At 41.8% G+C, this 14,645-nt stretch carries 11 protein-coding genes; 5 read left to right on the top strand and 6 right to left on the bottom strand.

All coding sequences use genetic code 11. The features are described from left to right. Window positions 1–83: 83 nt before the first annotated feature. From BLS28_RS06700 to pdxR, 5 genes are all read right to left on the bottom strand, one after another. The gene (locus BLS28_RS06700; RefSeq protein WP_091163780.1) at window positions 84–842 is read right to left on the bottom strand and encodes a ThuA domain-containing protein; all 759 of its coding nucleotides are present in this window, start codon (window positions 840–842) and stop codon (window positions 84–86) included. Between the two features lie 24 nt (window positions 843–866). After that, window positions 867–2,000 carry a redoxin family protein gene (locus BLS28_RS06695; protein WP_091163777.1) on the bottom strand — a complete coding sequence of 378 codons (1,134 nt, stop codon included), beginning with the start codon at window positions 1,998–2,000 and terminating at the stop codon, window positions 867–869. 18 nt (window positions 2,001–2,018) lie between these two features. After that, entirely contained in the window at window positions 2,019–3,863 is a 1,845-nt protein-coding gene (locus tag BLS28_RS06690) for a glycoside hydrolase family 9 protein (RefSeq protein ID WP_091164914.1), read from the bottom strand. A 752-nt stretch (window positions 3,864–4,615) separates the two neighbouring features. Further along, complete coding sequence (locus tag BLS28_RS06685; protein WP_091163774.1) at window positions 4,616–5,875, bottom strand: DUF5009 domain-containing protein; 1,260 nt, start codon at window positions 5,873–5,875, stop codon at window positions 4,616–4,618. 1,097 nt (window positions 5,876–6,972) lie between these two features. Then, window positions 6,973–8,466, bottom strand: coding sequence for a MocR-like pyridoxine biosynthesis transcription factor PdxR (gene pdxR, locus BLS28_RS06670; RefSeq protein WP_091163767.1), 1,494 nt, complete (start codon window positions 8,464–8,466; stop codon window positions 6,973–6,975). Between the two features lie 82 nt (window positions 8,467–8,548). Between pdxR and BLS28_RS06665 the strand changes: the two genes are divergently transcribed. From BLS28_RS06665 to BLS28_RS06645, 5 genes are all read left to right on the top strand, one after another. Next, window positions 8,549–9,034 (top strand): TQO small subunit DoxD, encoded by a 486-nt coding sequence (locus BLS28_RS06665; RefSeq protein WP_091163764.1) that lies wholly within the window; start codon window positions 8,549–8,551, stop codon window positions 9,032–9,034. A 33-nt stretch (window positions 9,035–9,067) separates the two neighbouring features. Beyond that, window positions 9,068–10,111, top strand: coding sequence for an EamA family transporter (locus BLS28_RS06660; protein ID WP_091163761.1), 1,044 nt, complete (start codon window positions 9,068–9,070; stop codon window positions 10,109–10,111). A gap of 32 nt (window positions 10,112–10,143) precedes the next feature. Further along, complete coding sequence (locus BLS28_RS06655) at window positions 10,144–10,956, top strand: MBL fold metallo-hydrolase (RefSeq protein WP_091163759.1); 813 nt, start codon at window positions 10,144–10,146, stop codon at window positions 10,954–10,956. Between the two features lie 201 nt (window positions 10,957–11,157). Next, window positions 11,158–12,774: a carboxylesterase/lipase family protein gene (locus BLS28_RS06650; RefSeq protein ID WP_091163757.1), complete on the top strand. Its 1,617-nt coding sequence runs from the start codon at window positions 11,158–11,160 to the stop codon at window positions 12,772–12,774. A 4-nt stretch (window positions 12,775–12,778) separates the two neighbouring features. Beyond that, window positions 12,779–13,642 carry an alpha/beta hydrolase gene (locus BLS28_RS06645; protein ID WP_091163754.1) on the top strand — a complete coding sequence of 288 codons (864 nt, stop codon included), beginning with the start codon at window positions 12,779–12,781 and terminating at the stop codon, window positions 13,640–13,642. 65 nt (window positions 13,643–13,707) lie between these two features. On the opposite strand, the gene BLS28_RS06640 is transcribed toward BLS28_RS06645, so the two are convergent. Further along, window positions 13,708–14,475 carry a hypothetical protein gene (locus BLS28_RS06640; RefSeq protein ID WP_091163752.1) on the bottom strand — a complete coding sequence of 256 codons (768 nt, stop codon included), beginning with the start codon at window positions 14,473–14,475 and terminating at the stop codon, window positions 13,708–13,710. Window positions 14,476–14,645 lie beyond the last annotated feature (170 nt).

The raw sequence follows: 14,645 nt of genomic DNA, 5'->3' as shown, positions 1-14,645 counted from the left end.
CCATTATTAAACATCAAAGTGCTGCCATCCATAGGCATTTCTTGTTTTAAAAATGCTTTTACTCAATCCCGGCTACTTCGTATTTATTTTCCGGCGGCCCAGAATATAGCATTGCTGAAAAGCCTGGTATAATCCTTACTATCAAAAAGCACAGGCGAGTGTCCCATAAAGATGTAAATGTTACGGGCTTTTTTTTCGGGGTTAATCCATACCACAGGATGGTCACCCATGGTAATGCCATCTTTGGGTTCATAAGTTGATTCATCTACCGAGGCCAGCACATGTACATTAGGCCTTGGATCTTGGTCATAAGTGTACCACTCTTCCTTCTGAACCAGGAAAGGTGGTGATACACCCTTCATTACCGGATGGCTTTGATCTTCAATATTGACAGTACCTTTGGCAAATGTAGCTATGTAGTTTTTATAGCGGATCCCCCCCATAAAATTCCAGAACCAGTTCCACATCGCGTAACCATCAAACTCGCCCAGTAGGGTTGCGTGATGAAAGCCTATCCAGCCTCCCTTGCCTTCATCAATGTATTTTTCAAAGGCTTTTACGGCTTTTTCCTTCCAGGCATACGGCGGGTAGTCCAGCTGGATAAATAACTGATAATTAGATAAAAAAGCATCATTAATTCTATCAGTACTTTGAATATAATCGACAGAAAAATTACTGTCAGCAGCCAGCTTATCCAGCCATACTTTTGCCACTTTTGAATACTCAATATGATGCCCCCCGCTTTCATACAGGGCTATCACTTTAAAACGCGGGGCCTTTTGTGCCCACGCGCTGATAACGGTTAACAAGCAAAAATTGAAGATCAGGGCTATTTTTTTCATATCGATGATTTTTGCGTTGATGATTTATTTATAGATCCTGCCCATCGTCGGGTTATTCCAAATCGCTTTCTTAACTTCCTCCAGGTCAATAGCGCCCTGGTGGCTGTATACAACCTTCCCATCCGGGTCAATCAGCATGGTATAAGGTAAAGCTCCATCCCATTTAGGGTCTACTGCCTCTATCATCTTATATTTGTCATCGCCTGTGTAAATGTAGTTGATACCTGATGACTGCTTGCGTTGTAAAAACTTCAAAGCTTTATCTTTATTAGCCGGGTCATCAGCACTAATGCTTACAAATTCCAGGCTCCTGTCGCGGTAAAGCCTGTTTAGGGTAACCAGATCGTCAAACTCCGCAACGCAGGGACCGCACCAGGTAGCCCACAGGTTGATAAGCCTTAACCTGTCCGAATGATTTTTCACCACTGTTGCAATTCCGCTGGCGTTAATGGTATCAAGTTTTACCGGCTCCTTTGCCCATTGAATTTGCGCCTTATCTATCCAATCCTTTTTTTCGGCCCATTTAACCGAGCAGCCAAAGGTTTTGGTAACCGGTACTGCTATTTCTTTGCCTCCAAGTATCGCATCAATAGCGTTCAGAGCATCCAAAGATTTAGGTGTTTTGGCTGGGTTTTCCATATCATCTATCCGGCCATTGTAACGCAGCTTCCTGTCTTTATCAAAAACAAAAATATGAGGGGTAGCAACCGGGCCATATTTATTGGAAGCTACTTCGGTTTCGCCATCATACAGGTACGGGAAATTAAAACCTTTATCTTTCGCCCGTATCTTCATTTCTTCAAATGAATCACCTAAATCACTGTAGCCCAATTCGTCATAGCGCAACGAGGAAGGATTATTGGGATTGATTGCTACCACACCGACTCCCTTTGTCGCATAGTCGGTGGTCAGTTTGATCACCCTGCTTTCATAGGCCTGCGAGGTGGGGCAATGGTTGCACATAAAAACCACAACCAACACTTTAGCATCTCTGAACGATTGTAAAGTGTATGTTTTGCCATCAATACCTGGCAGACTAAAATCGGGCGCCTGCGCTCCTATCGCCAGTGTTTTATGTTCATCGAAGGCAAAAGAAAACATCGGCAAAACCAATAGCAGCCCGAAGATGAAACACAAACTGATCTTAAACTCCTTCATAATAGATATGGTTTACAATTAATCACTCGTTGATACTGCCAGCAGGTACCAGGCTGTATGCGGAAGCCATTGCTCGGCCCAGCGCCAGTCAGAATCTTTACCTGATACTGCATAAGGGATATTGAAATCAATATCATCCTCATTATCAAACCCTGAAGTAATACCATTTACAATACCGCCAGGTGCGTTGGTATATTCAAACGTGCCAAAAAAGCCATAAGCCGGATTATTATGCCCTGTACCCTGTAGCATACTGGCATCAAAGGGGTTCAGGCCCAGGATCCAGTTCAGCTGATCTATCGCAAAGCCGGAGAGCTGGTCATGGAAAGTCTTATCATCTTTAAACAGACTGGCAGCCATTCGTGCAGCGGTGGCCACAGAACCTAATCTCGCGTTTTCGCCCTGCCACCAGGGCGAAGCATCGCTGCCATGTGGAAAAAAGAAAGCGCTGTGCCGATTGCCCAATGTATCCTGCACCAGTTCGCGGCTGTAACCAAAGGGATTGTTTACTTCGTGGGTAATAGCCAATTCAAATTCCATTGACTTTTTTACTGCTGTTTTGATCTTTGCCTGCAAATCTGTGGACGCATAAGGATAGTAATACAGCAGACTTATCACAGGCAAGCCGCCATCTGATGGATGAAAAAAAGGCCTGTCCTTATCATCGGCGCGCCAAAAATTTTGGTACTTTTTCCACAAGCTTATGCGGTTAAGCAAGTTGTTAGCACGCATTTCGGCAGCAGCTTTATATATATCTTTGTGAGTTGCTTTGTATAATTCGGTAGCGGCACTCAGCGCACAATAGTCATCAAGGATATTCTCTTTTTTATCATAGTCCATTTGTGGATTTTCCTTTTCCAGAAAAGCAAATGCATTTTCGGCAGCTTTCAGGTAATCCGCATTACTAAACTCACCCGATGTTTGATAAGCCGAAGCTATAGCCAGCGCCGCAATAGCAATCCCCCCGCCCGATCGGTAACTGGCCTGGTAAGTACGCCAGTTTTTGCCTGAGGTGGTTTTGGTAAATGATTGGTCTTTGGTTTGTTTAATCCGATAATTACCCTCGTCTGCCTGGATTACTCTGTCCTTTGGCAATTTGCCGGGGCCAGGCGATGACACAGAGCGATAAAATGAACCGTTTTTAACCTGCATCCGCACTAAATAATCAGCGCCATACATGGCTTCATCCAAAATCCTGCGGTTAACCTGCCGAAAATCAGTCCCTGAGCGGGCGTTTAGCAGCTCATATGTTTTAAACAGGCTAAAGGCTGTTAAACAGATCTGCTGCGGGTTAAAATAATTGGAAAATGATAAATGCGACAAATGCTTGCCGTAATCGCCGGTGGCATCATACCAACCGCCGTGCGCGTCAATAGTATCCGTTGTGTCCGGTAATACCAGATGATGATCGGCCTTATCCAGCAGGCCCGAACTGCGCTGCCCTTTAAAATAATATACTACATCGGATATAGTGGCTTTTTCAAGCACATTTTTGCCAATGGTAAAAGGGTATGATGAAATTATTCCTTTAGGTGAAGCGAATTGAATTTTATAAGTCCCCGGCACGGTAAGACTGCTAAAATCAAGCGTCCAAAACTCAAAATTTTTCCATTTGCCAACCGGGCCGCTGTAAGAGATCTTTCCCGAAAATACAGCTTTACCCTTATCTGCATCAATGAGGTTAAATGATGTAAATGTAAGACGGCTGTCGGCAACTATAACGGCATGTTTTGCCTTGTTATCTTCATAACCAACGTGATTGGTTACCACTTTGATATTTTGTGCCTGTACAAAAAACGGCAAACCGAACCAAAACAAGGCAGTGGCCTTAAACAGGACATTGATGTGTTTTTTCAGACTCATATATAAAGTTAAGAAATTGCCCTGCGGTTTAAGCATGATGGTTTTGCAATATTGGTCAAAGCTAAAAGATTAAGTTTCGGCCGGATATTTTTGTGCCACTACATTAGCTCTACCGTGATTAAACACCTCAATTTGTTACAAAGTTACCTTAGCCGATTACCCGGCAAGTGCTAAGTGGGGTGTGAAAAGTCGTTTTTAAAATTCTGTGCTTAGAAACTACGACTTTGGGCTAATGACCACGTAGCACTTTATCGATAACATAATAGTAGTGGTATTGTAGTGGCTTCAAAATAGCAATTGAGTAAAGTTTGGCTGATAATTGCAGAATATAAAATTTCATCTCTTATATAAATCCAACATGAAATATATTCTACCGGACTGCCGTAAAGTTAAAATTGTTAAACAGGCTATTCCCGGCCGTGTAAGTACGGACATCCCTACATCATTAGTATAGCTGCAACGTGTTTGCGAGGTTTCGCCTGACGCCAATGCAGGTGCATTGACTGCCGATTATGCCAAAGAACGCAATTATAATTAGTAGCTTTTATTATAATCAACCTAAACCTAAAAGAGGCCGCTTGATTTCCGGGGGGCCTCTTTTGAAGATGCTTTTAAGGTTCTTTTAATCCAAGTGTCTGATAGCCGCATCGAGTAAGCGCTCATTTTTCCACCAACATCTTCCAGCATATTTCACCGCCAAGGTTACAATAATGATGAAATTGTTGCCATGACATTTTAGGTATGTATAATAATTAAATTTTTAAGCGCAATCTTTTCTTTTCAAGTAATCCAACAAATAAAACGATGATCACAGCCGTCAGAAAAGAGCGCAATAGTCCCGGAAATCCGTTATTGATAACGCCGGGATAGTTAATTTGGAACAGTTCCAGTGTAAACACCTGAAAATACGGGATCAGGTAGCAGGTTAGTGTGCTGGTACCTGCCGGTTTGATCCAGTTAAAAGCATTTATTTTTCCTTTAACGTCTACCACGTATATCAGCATCAAAAAAGCTAACGTGGTAATTCCGGAACAAATGAATACCCAGGCGGGTGTTGAACGGATCTTGGAAATACCTTCAGTATAAGGCCTTAAAGCAAAACCCGCTACCAGGAACAAGATACCGACGACAGTTAGTGTGGCCCAAATGCGTTGTGTTTTCCCTTGTTCAACCAATTTGGCATAAATACCTGATATCACCACGCCTCCCATGGTTAAAGTCATGGTCGATGCATCGTTGATTATCCAAAACGGTTTTAAAAAGATAATAGCATTACCGAGGAAACTGCCCGTAACATCTTTTCCTGCAATGGTTACCATCGTTTCGTCGTGCAACACGTTTACCTTTAATATGGTGTGCGCCAAAATGTTAATGGCGGCAAGCGTTATCCATGCTACGATAAGGTTGTTCAATTTGCCTTTAACTGCGAAAAATATAAAAGCACAAACCAAATATGCCCATCCTATCAAACCCAATATTCCCCACCATGAAGGCTCCATACCCCGTACCTCGCCATCTTCGCCACCTTTATAAATCATCGCCATGCCAATCAGCATAGCAATTCCCAATATCTGCAAGGCATATCTTTTAGTCTTTGCCATAGATTCCGGATAGTCAAGCCAGATCAGGAAGAATGCTATAGTAATAACCAGTGCCCATGCAGCCTTCGGAATTAATGCCGCCGACGAATTATATTCTTCAAGGTTTACATGGTAAAAACCCATAATGAGCAGCGCCGCACTGCGTATCAGGATATAAAATAATACCTGTCTGGTACTATCACTCTTTTTGATCCTGTTATTAATAGCAAATGGTAACGACAAGCCCACAATGAACAAAAACGCCGGGAAAATAGTATCAGCAAAACCCATCCTGTCTTCAAGACCTTTGGCGTGGTCTATCCATTCGGGAATATGCTGTACACCGCCCGCATCGTTAACAAATATCATCAGGAGCATAGTAATCGCACGCAATACATCTATTGATAACAGGCGTTTGGGTAATTGCTGCATACTTTATTTAGGGCTTTTCTTTTAATTTTTACGGAAAATAGTGAATTATGGCTCGCGATAAATAAAATATTATCGCCGTACATACCAAATGCCAATCTCGTTTATAAGGCACTGCTATAAATCCAATGGATCATTAATGCACAAATCTATCCGATAGCATGATCAGATGCTTTTATTACAGCACTACATCACTACTACCATAGGTAACATTGTATATAAATAAAAAATTCAGCGAAGTGGGAAAGAAGGAGGTTTCGGAAGCGACGGAAAAAAAGGGAGCGGATTGGTTAGCATTGAGTACGACCGGTCACAAATGGTATAAAAACGAAAATGGGCAACCAAAGGCCGCCCATTCATTAACTGGTTTTAATGTCCAATTATTTTGCAGTTTTTCTTGCAGGGATTAATGGAACGATAATAACAGCTAAGAAAAGGGCAACTTCTAATACGGTTAACATAACTTTAATTTTTTTAATGTTTTAATTACTGAACTAACAATGTTTTGAGGAAATACAATCGTTCCTACAGGCATGCTGTGGCAGGGATGCAAGAACAATTGTATCATTCCTGCCACCAGTTAGGCTAAAAACATGCCATTAAAAAACACGCCCTATAAATCAATACTTTAAGCCTAAAAACGTCATTTTCAAAATGGATTTTTTCTTTGAAACTACCTTCAAAAACTGGTGTTTATTAAATTTAACGCAGAGTTTTGCGCTTAACGAAAAAAAATGGGCTTAAACCGAGGCAAAAAAAGCCGAAAAATTGTTTTTTGCCGAATTATTTAAAAAAAAGCGGGCAAACAAGCACAAATTTATTTTTAGAGAAAATTATTTCGCTCATTAATTTCCTAGCCTGCTTTGCGGCTATAAAAACTCATCGCCAAACTTTTTTTTGTAAAAAAACTATTCCGTGATTTTTACATATTAGAGGTCTTAGCATTTTTAAAAAAATTAACCGACAATTTGTCACAGGCATGACAAACGCAAATTTTGGCAGAAAATCTCTAACTTAAAAGCATGACAGTAACTGCCAAAGCATGACATGATATTAACAAATTCATCCTATTATGGCGTTTAATCCCCTATGCCAAACTTTTAAACTTTTGGAAGGCATTTAAGAATGGCCTTTTTCCAGATATTTACTGCTTCATGCATTTCTTTTTGGTTTAATGAGGCAAACCCTATCCGTACAAAACTGTGTTTAAATGTTTTATCATAATAATAATCATGTCCCGCACCTATAGACAGCCCCAGTTCATTAGCTTTTTCTGAAACAACGGCAGTGTCCAGATCATGAAGGTATTTAACCCATATGGCAAAACCGCCACATGGTATTTTAAAGGAAATATAATCGCCCAATTGCTCCTGCAGTAATTTGCAAAGAATATCCCGCCGTTCGTGATACAGCTTATTGGCTTTTTTCAGGTGCCTGCTAATGTCACCGTTCTTTAATAAACTTGCCATAGCTTCTTCTAACAGGTGCTCCCCCTGGCGGTCAATCAGCCTGCGTAAGCGGGTGGCCTGTAATAAAAAATTAGCCGGGGCAACCATAAAGCCAATGCGAATGCCCGGCGCGATGGTTTTGCAAAATGAACCCACATATATTACATTGCCATAATAATCGGCACTGGCCAGCGGTAAAATAGGGCCGCTAGTATAATGAAAGTCAAAGTCGTAATCATCTTCAATAATGGCAAACTGGTATTTTGCTGCCAGTTCGAGTAAACGCATACGCCTCTCCGAACTCAGCGTTACTGTAGTAGGCTGATGATGATGCGGCACCACGTACAGCATACGTACCTTTTGTGCTTTACAAATAGTCTCAACGGAATTAATATCAATACCATGTTCATCTACAGGGACAAATTCCAACCTGGCGCCCGCTTGCTCAAACACCTCATTTGCACCACTGTAGCCTGGGTTACCTACAATTACAATATCATTTTTATTAATCAATACCTGTGCGCACAGGTAAAGTGCCATTTGAACGCCTTTGGTTATTAAAATATCGTTAGGTGTTACATGCAAGCCACGGGTTTCACCCAAAAAACGGGCAAGTTCGTTCCTTAAATTTTCGGAACCCTGCTCCAGCCCGTACATCAGGTATTTATGCGTAAAATGATAACCTGCCATCCGTCTGTATTCGCGCACCATCAGGTCGACAGGCGCAATGCGGGTATCGGGAAACCCTTCGGTAAATGTAATATTGCCATCAGGCATTTCCACAAACATGCGCTGAGGGTTGATCCTGTTGTCATCAACGTTGAACGATGTTTTATTTGCCAGGCTATGTTTCAGAACAGCTTTTTCGATAGGCCGGGGTGCAACATCGGGCAGGTTTTTAGCTATGTAAATCCCCTTACGCGCTATAACATCAACCCAGCTTTGAGCATAAAGTTCGTCATAAGCAGCTACTACTGTTTTACGATGTACGTTTAACGATGCTGCCAACACACGACTGGCAGGAAGTGCAGAGCCTGGTTTTAAGGTCCCCTGCCTGATATAATTGATAATGCCGTTGCTAATTTGCAAATACACGGGCACCTGGCTGCTTTTATCTACACTTAATAAACTTTCGATGAGCATCATTCTGGACTATCTTTAAACTACTTTCTGGACTACAAGTATAGTCCAAAAGCATGGTATTTTTGATCATCAAAAAATAAAACTTATGCAACTCAATCAAAAAATATCATCCATATACCTAAGGTTAGCCGTTGGACTAAGCTACCTGTGGGAAGTAGCCGACCGCCTCGGCTTATTTGGCCCAAACGGTCACGCACACGTTGGCTGGGGCGACTGGAAACATTTTATTGCCTATGCCAAACAGGTAATGAGTTTCCTACCCGATGGCATCATAAATCCGCTGGCAACTATTGCAACCATTGGCGAAGGCGGTTTTGGCTTATTACTCATCCTTGGCTTATTTACCCGCATGGCAGCTATCGGCAGCGGTATCCTTAGTTTATGTTTTGCTATCGCGATGGCAATTTCCTTCGGCGTCGAATCGCCTTTAGGTTATTCAGTGTTTACTTTGAGCGCCGCAAGCTTTCTGCTGGCCGGGATGTCCCAATATTCATGGAGCTTAGATAAATGGTTCGCCTCACGTATTGTGAACAAAAAGCTTACGGCTTACCAATCATTGCAAACCAATTAAAATCAGCAAACATCTTTAACCAATAAAATAATCATGGCAACTACAGCAAATACAAAAGCATCACACCTTTTAGTGATCATAGCCTTTGCTACCGTTTATATAGTATGGGGTTCAACCTATTTCTTTATACAAATGGCTATTCAGGGCTTCCCTCCTATGTTGATGGGTGCATTGCGTTTTTTCAGCGCGGGTATTTTATTACTTGGCTGGTGCTACATTAGGGGCGACAACATATTTGTTAAGCGCGATATCATCACCTCCGGTATCTGCGGGCTGCTTACCCTATTCATAGCTACAGGTATAGTGATCTGGGTCGAGCGCAATATCCCCAGTGCCATGGTTGCCATTATGGTTTCTGTGAACCCGATATGGTTCATCATATTAGATAAAGCTAACTGGCGGGTAAACCTAAAAAATAAATCGACCATATTCGGCCTCATCATCGGCTTTGCAGGAATCTTGCTCCTTTTTGGCGAAGCTTTCCTGAAATCGGTTACCGGTACTATGGACCATGCAAAATTAACAGGATTACTATTGTTACTGGCAGGCCCTGTTGCCTGGTCGTCAGGGTCATTATATTCAAAAAAGAGAGGCGGTACAGCACCAGCAAGGGTAAATACATCCTGGCAAATGATCATTGCCGGTTTGACTTTTGTACCGGCTGCTATTATTCACCAGAAGTTTAACGGATTTAATCTCGCTACTGTTCCGGCTCAGTCATGGATGGCTATCGTTTACCTTATCATATTCGGATCAATTGGGGCATTCAGCGCTTATGTATGGCTGCTACAGGTAAGGCCTGCAACGCAGGTGAGCACCCATTCGTATGTAAATCCGGTTATCGCCGTATTACTTGGGGTTTGCTTTGCACATGAAAGTATTTCGTTAATGCAGTTTTTGGGGTTAATTGTGATCTTGCTCAGCGTATTGCTTGTAAATCTTTCAAAGTATGGGAAGCTTACGTTTAAAAAAACTGTGACAGAAACAGTTGAACAAGCAGGTAACTGCAACCACCTCAACCCTGCTTCCGATTTGGAACAGATCAAAGCATTGGCTAAAATAGCTTACCGGATCTAAAATCATCTCCCTAAATAACACTTTATAAAACGATGAATAAAACCATCATATGCAGCACATGCGGCACCCAGCTTTTAGCCGGGCCGGCAACACCCCAATTTTGTCCAATTTGTACCGATGATCGACAATACGTTCCGGAGAGTGGACAGCAATGGAATACGCCAGCCGAACTTAAGAACCGCACCATCAAAATAACACAGTTAAGTGAACATCTGTATGCACTCAAAATACAACCAGATTTTGCAATTGCCCAAAGGGCCCTGCTCCTTATCTCTCCGGGAGGTAACATTTTGTGGGATTGTATTCCGTACCTGGATGATGCTACAATTGAATTTATCCGGGCTAAAGGCGGATTAAAAGCTATCGCGTTTTCACATCCGCATTATTATAGTAATATGAATGAATGGGCCGCCGAATTTGGCTGCCCAATCTATATCCACCAACATGACACCGAATGGGTACCTTTTAATTCTCCGTATATCTACTTATGGGGTGGTAACACCACACAACTTTGGGACGGCATAAGCGTAGTACATATCGGCGGTCATTTTGCGGGCAGCTGCGTGTTGCACATTGCAGGCTTTACACCCAATGGAACTATGCTTTGTGGTGATACCTTTAATATAGCCAGAAGCAAACGGCATATGGCTATTATGTACAGCTATCCTAATATTATATTACTCGCCAAGGAAGAATTTGTCAAAGCATATCAAAAAGCATCCATGCTTAATTTTGATACTGTATATGGAGCATTTGAAAACCAGGATATTGAGGGTAATGCAATGGAAATATTTGAAACTTCTATGCAGCGGTATAAAGATAGCTATGGATTATGGTTACATTAAACTAACTACGTTTTTAGCTGAAATTTTTTAAAGTAAAAAGTATGATATAATTGTATTTGGTTAATTCATTGTGTTATATTTACACAATAGCTATTGCCATTGGATAAACATCCTCTCCAATTAATCGGTAATTAACTATCTTTCAATTCCGGAAGCCAGTTTCGGGTCGCGAAGTGTAAACCAATTTAACCAAATACAATTATGAAAAAAAACAGTACCCTCATGCTGCTTTTACTCATTTGCTTTTTACCTGTAACGGCGTTTTGCCAAAGCAGCAACGAACCAGTTGTTGCCGGGAACGATGTAGCTGTAACATCAACCGAAAGCGGAAAAGTAAAAGGCTATCTTCACAATGGCATTTTTACATTTAAAGGTATCCCCTACGCCAAAGCCGACCGCTTTATGGCGCCCGAAAAACCTGCGCCATGGACAGATGTACGCAGTTCAAAAACTTACGGTCCGGTTTGTCCTACCGATCCAACTACAACTGTTAACGACGAATTTGAATTTGCCTTTCAGCATGATCTGGGTTATTCAAATGAACACTGCCAGTCGCTCAATGTATGGACACAGAAACTGAACGATGGCAAAAAACGCCCAGTAATGGTTTGGCTGCATGGTGGCGGCTTTACAGCCGGTTCATCAATTGAACTTCCGTCATATGACGGTGAAAACCTGGCTAAAAAGGGAGATGTGGTACTGGTATCGGTAAATCACCGGTTAAACATTTTGGGCTTTCTTGATCTTTCAGCCTATGGTGATAAATATAAGGGCTCTGCAAACGCGGGCCTGCTTGATTTGAAATTGGCTCTGGAATGGGTAAAACAAAATATAACCCAGTTTGGCGGCGATCCTGATAATGTGACCATCTTTGGGCAGTCGGGTGGTGGCGGTAAGGTTACCTGTTTGATGAACGCGCCATCAGTAAAAGGTTTATTTAAAAATGCCATTGTTGAAAGCGGCAGCTACATCACCAATTTTAACGAAAAACCGGTTACCCAAAAAGTTGCCGCTGCATTATTGGAAGAACTTCACCTGCAGCCTTCGCAGGTTGATTCTCTTCAAAAACTGCCTTATGGTGTACTGAACGAAGCGGGTAAAAAAGCCATGAGCAAGGTCTCGGCCGAGTTGAAAAAGGAGGGCAAAACCATGAACGGCTGGGGCCCCGCTTTAGACGGCGATTTTCTTCCTTACCAACCATCAGATCCGGCAGCTAAAGAACTGTCGAAAAATGTTCCGCTGCTGGTAGGTACAACCAAAAACGAATTCGCTCCATTTATCCCCGGCCCTAAAAGCCAAACTATGGATGAATTAAAAACCAGTCTTCAAAAAAAATATGGCGATAAAACCGATGCTTACATCGCCGCGGCGCAAAAAGCGTATCCAACAATTTCAAAACCATCAGAATTTACCGACATTGAATTTAACTTCCGCTCATTAGCCATTAAACAGGCAAATGAAAAGGCTGTTAGTGGCGCGGCCCCGGTGTATATGTACCTGTTTACCTGGCAATCGCCCGTAAATGGAGGTATGTATAAAGCCATGCACTGTATGGATATAGCTTTCCAGTTTAACAACATCGCACGCTGCCAGGAAATGACCGGCGGCGGTAAGGAAGCATATGCCCTTGCCGATAAAATAAGTAGCGCATGGATAAATTTTGCCAAAACCGGCAACCCCAATACATCGTCATTACCCAAATGGCCTGCATACACTGCCGAAAATGGTGCAACTATGATACTGGATAACCAATGCACAGTTAAAAATCACCCGGATGATGAATTATTAAAAATAGTAGCCGCAGTACCAAAACCATAAGTAAATGAGAAGAGTAGCTTTAATATTTGCCCTGCTGTTTAGCAGCATATGGGTTTTTGCAGCCAAAGTCGACACAGTACAAATCCCAAGCGTGGCAATGAACAAAACTTATAAAGCGGCTATTGCATTTCCTAAAGCATATGAAAAAAGCAAAGCCAATTTTCCGGTATTGTACCTGCTGCACGGGGGGTATGGCCATTTTGACGACTGGCTGCTAAAAACGCCGGATAAATCATTGGTAAAAGACCTTGCTGATCAATACAACATCATTATCGTAATGCCTGAAGGTGAAATCTTTAGTTATTATGTTGATAGCCCTATTGATCCTAACAGCAAGTTTGAAACTTATATTATTAAGGAAGTGATTCCTTTTATCGATAGCAAATACCGCACGGTTAACGATAAAAAAGGCAGACTTATCACCGGCCTATCTATGGGAGGATTTGGCGCGTTGTATCTTTCAACCAGGCATCCGGAACTTTTTGCAGCAGCAGGGAGTATGAGCGGAGCACTTGACCCAAACATGACCACCTGGAAGCTCCCCCCCGATAGGTTTGAGATGCTTACCAAAATGCTTGATAAAATTTGGGGGCCTATGACGCCGGATACTTACCTGCAATATTCGGTTGTGAACATGGCAGATCAGATCCGTAAAAACGGGCTGCCATTGGTTATTAATATAGGAGTTGATGACTTTTTGCTTGAGCCCAACCGTGAATTACACCGCAGATTAGTTTATAACCATACTCCACATGATTATTCCGAACAACCAGGAGGCCATACCTGGGAGTTTTGGCAAAACGCCTTGCCAGGGCATTTGTTGTTTTTCAGCAAAGTTCTGAAAGCAAATGGTGTTTACGTTTTATAAACGGCCAAATTGAATATATAAGGGAAGATCGATCACAGTATCTTCCCTTTATATTTACGCTATTTTCAGCATGGAAAGATAAGCGCCGGTAGGTGGGCATGTTCTTCATTCTCCATATTCTCCCAATCCCATAACCCATTTAATTGCGAGCTGCGGTTGCTCAATACAAAAAAATCAACCCCCATTATATTGGCCAGTACATCAACGGTTTTCATGATATCCCGCTCCTTGATATTCACCAGGTTCAGCCTTGAACCCACGAACATTTGATTGAACACAGCATCAGCATAATCATTATACATATGCGGTAATCCCGATTCAGTTATATTAAAAAGCGAGGCCTTTACACCCATAGCTTCACTCATTTTACTTAAAAAATTTACAATATCCTTTTTGGCATAACGAAGATCGGCAAGGTATCCCATATTCGTAATATTGAATGAGGCACCTTCCGGAACGGCCAGTAAGGGGCAGCATGAATGATTTAAAACAGGCATAAGCTGTTCATTAATTTCTTTTGCAGTTCCGCCAACCCCTTTGATAATTAAACCTATATCATATTTAGCTATAATTGCGTGGAGCGACATCCCCAAAGTATCCAGATAGTTAAGGAAAACTATCTTTTCGATACCTTTATTTTGATCTTTAAAACTAAAATCCTCATCATCAAATATATCCTGGGTGGTAGTATCTGATTGCTGAACACTCATCGGCTCGGGTACCGTGTTCATAACAATTACTTTGGTTTTTAATTTATCACCTAAATTACCGGCGTAAGTAAGTGCATAATTGCTTTCTTTTTTGAGATTGTGAACTACCAGGATTGCTTTCATAGCCAATTTATATAATAATGAGATGTATGATTTGAACAAGTGATAACAAGAGCTGTTTCTTAATTTGTAATTAAAAAAGTCATAAAAAAGTCAGTTTGATACGCTCATGAGTTGCTGGCGGTGTATAAACTTTAACCTTTAGCTTAAAAGTGGATATTATTCACCACCTG

This window comes from Mucilaginibacter gossypii, from assembly GCF_900100945.1.
Taxonomy (GTDB): Bacteria; Bacteroidota; Bacteroidia; order Sphingobacteriales; family Sphingobacteriaceae; genus Mucilaginibacter; species Mucilaginibacter gossypii.
Note: the sequence above shows the minus strand (reverse complement) of the source record. Positions and strands in the feature narration are given on the sequence as shown.

Excerpts from the sequence above, each read along its gene's own strand:
- BLS28_RS06650 (WP_091163757.1), top strand. The coding sequence starts at position 11,158 with ATGAAAAAAAACAGTACCCTCATGCTGCTTTTACTCATTTGCTTTTTA.
- pdxR (WP_091163767.1), bottom strand. The coding sequence starts at position 8,466 with ATGATGCTCATCGAAAGTTTATTAAGTGTAGATAAAAGCAGCCAGGTG.
- BLS28_RS06685 (WP_091163774.1), bottom strand. The coding sequence starts at position 5,875 with ATGCAGCAATTACCCAAACGCCTGTTATCAATAGATGTATTGCGTGCG.
- BLS28_RS06645 (WP_091163754.1), top strand. The coding sequence starts at position 12,779 with ATGAGAAGAGTAGCTTTAATATTTGCCCTGCTGTTTAGCAGCATATGG.
- BLS28_RS06695 (WP_091163777.1), bottom strand. The coding sequence starts at position 2,000 with ATGAAGGAGTTTAAGATCAGTTTGTGTTTCATCTTCGGGCTGCTATTG.
- BLS28_RS06640 (WP_091163752.1), bottom strand. The coding sequence starts at position 14,475 with ATGAAAGCAATCCTGGTAGTTCACAATCTCAAAAAAGAAAGCAATTAT.
- BLS28_RS06700 (WP_091163780.1), bottom strand. The coding sequence starts at position 842 with ATGAAAAAAATAGCCCTGATCTTCAATTTTTGCTTGTTAACCGTTATC.
- BLS28_RS06690 (WP_091164914.1), bottom strand. The coding sequence starts at position 3,863 with ATGAGTCTGAAAAAACACATCAATGTCCTGTTTAAGGCCACTGCCTTG.
- BLS28_RS06660 (WP_091163761.1), top strand. The coding sequence starts at position 9,068 with ATGGCAACTACAGCAAATACAAAAGCATCACACCTTTTAGTGATCATA.
- BLS28_RS06655 (WP_091163759.1), top strand. The coding sequence starts at position 10,144 with ATGAATAAAACCATCATATGCAGCACATGCGGCACCCAGCTTTTAGCC.
- BLS28_RS06665 (WP_091163764.1), top strand. The coding sequence starts at position 8,549 with ATGCAACTCAATCAAAAAATATCATCCATATACCTAAGGTTAGCCGTT.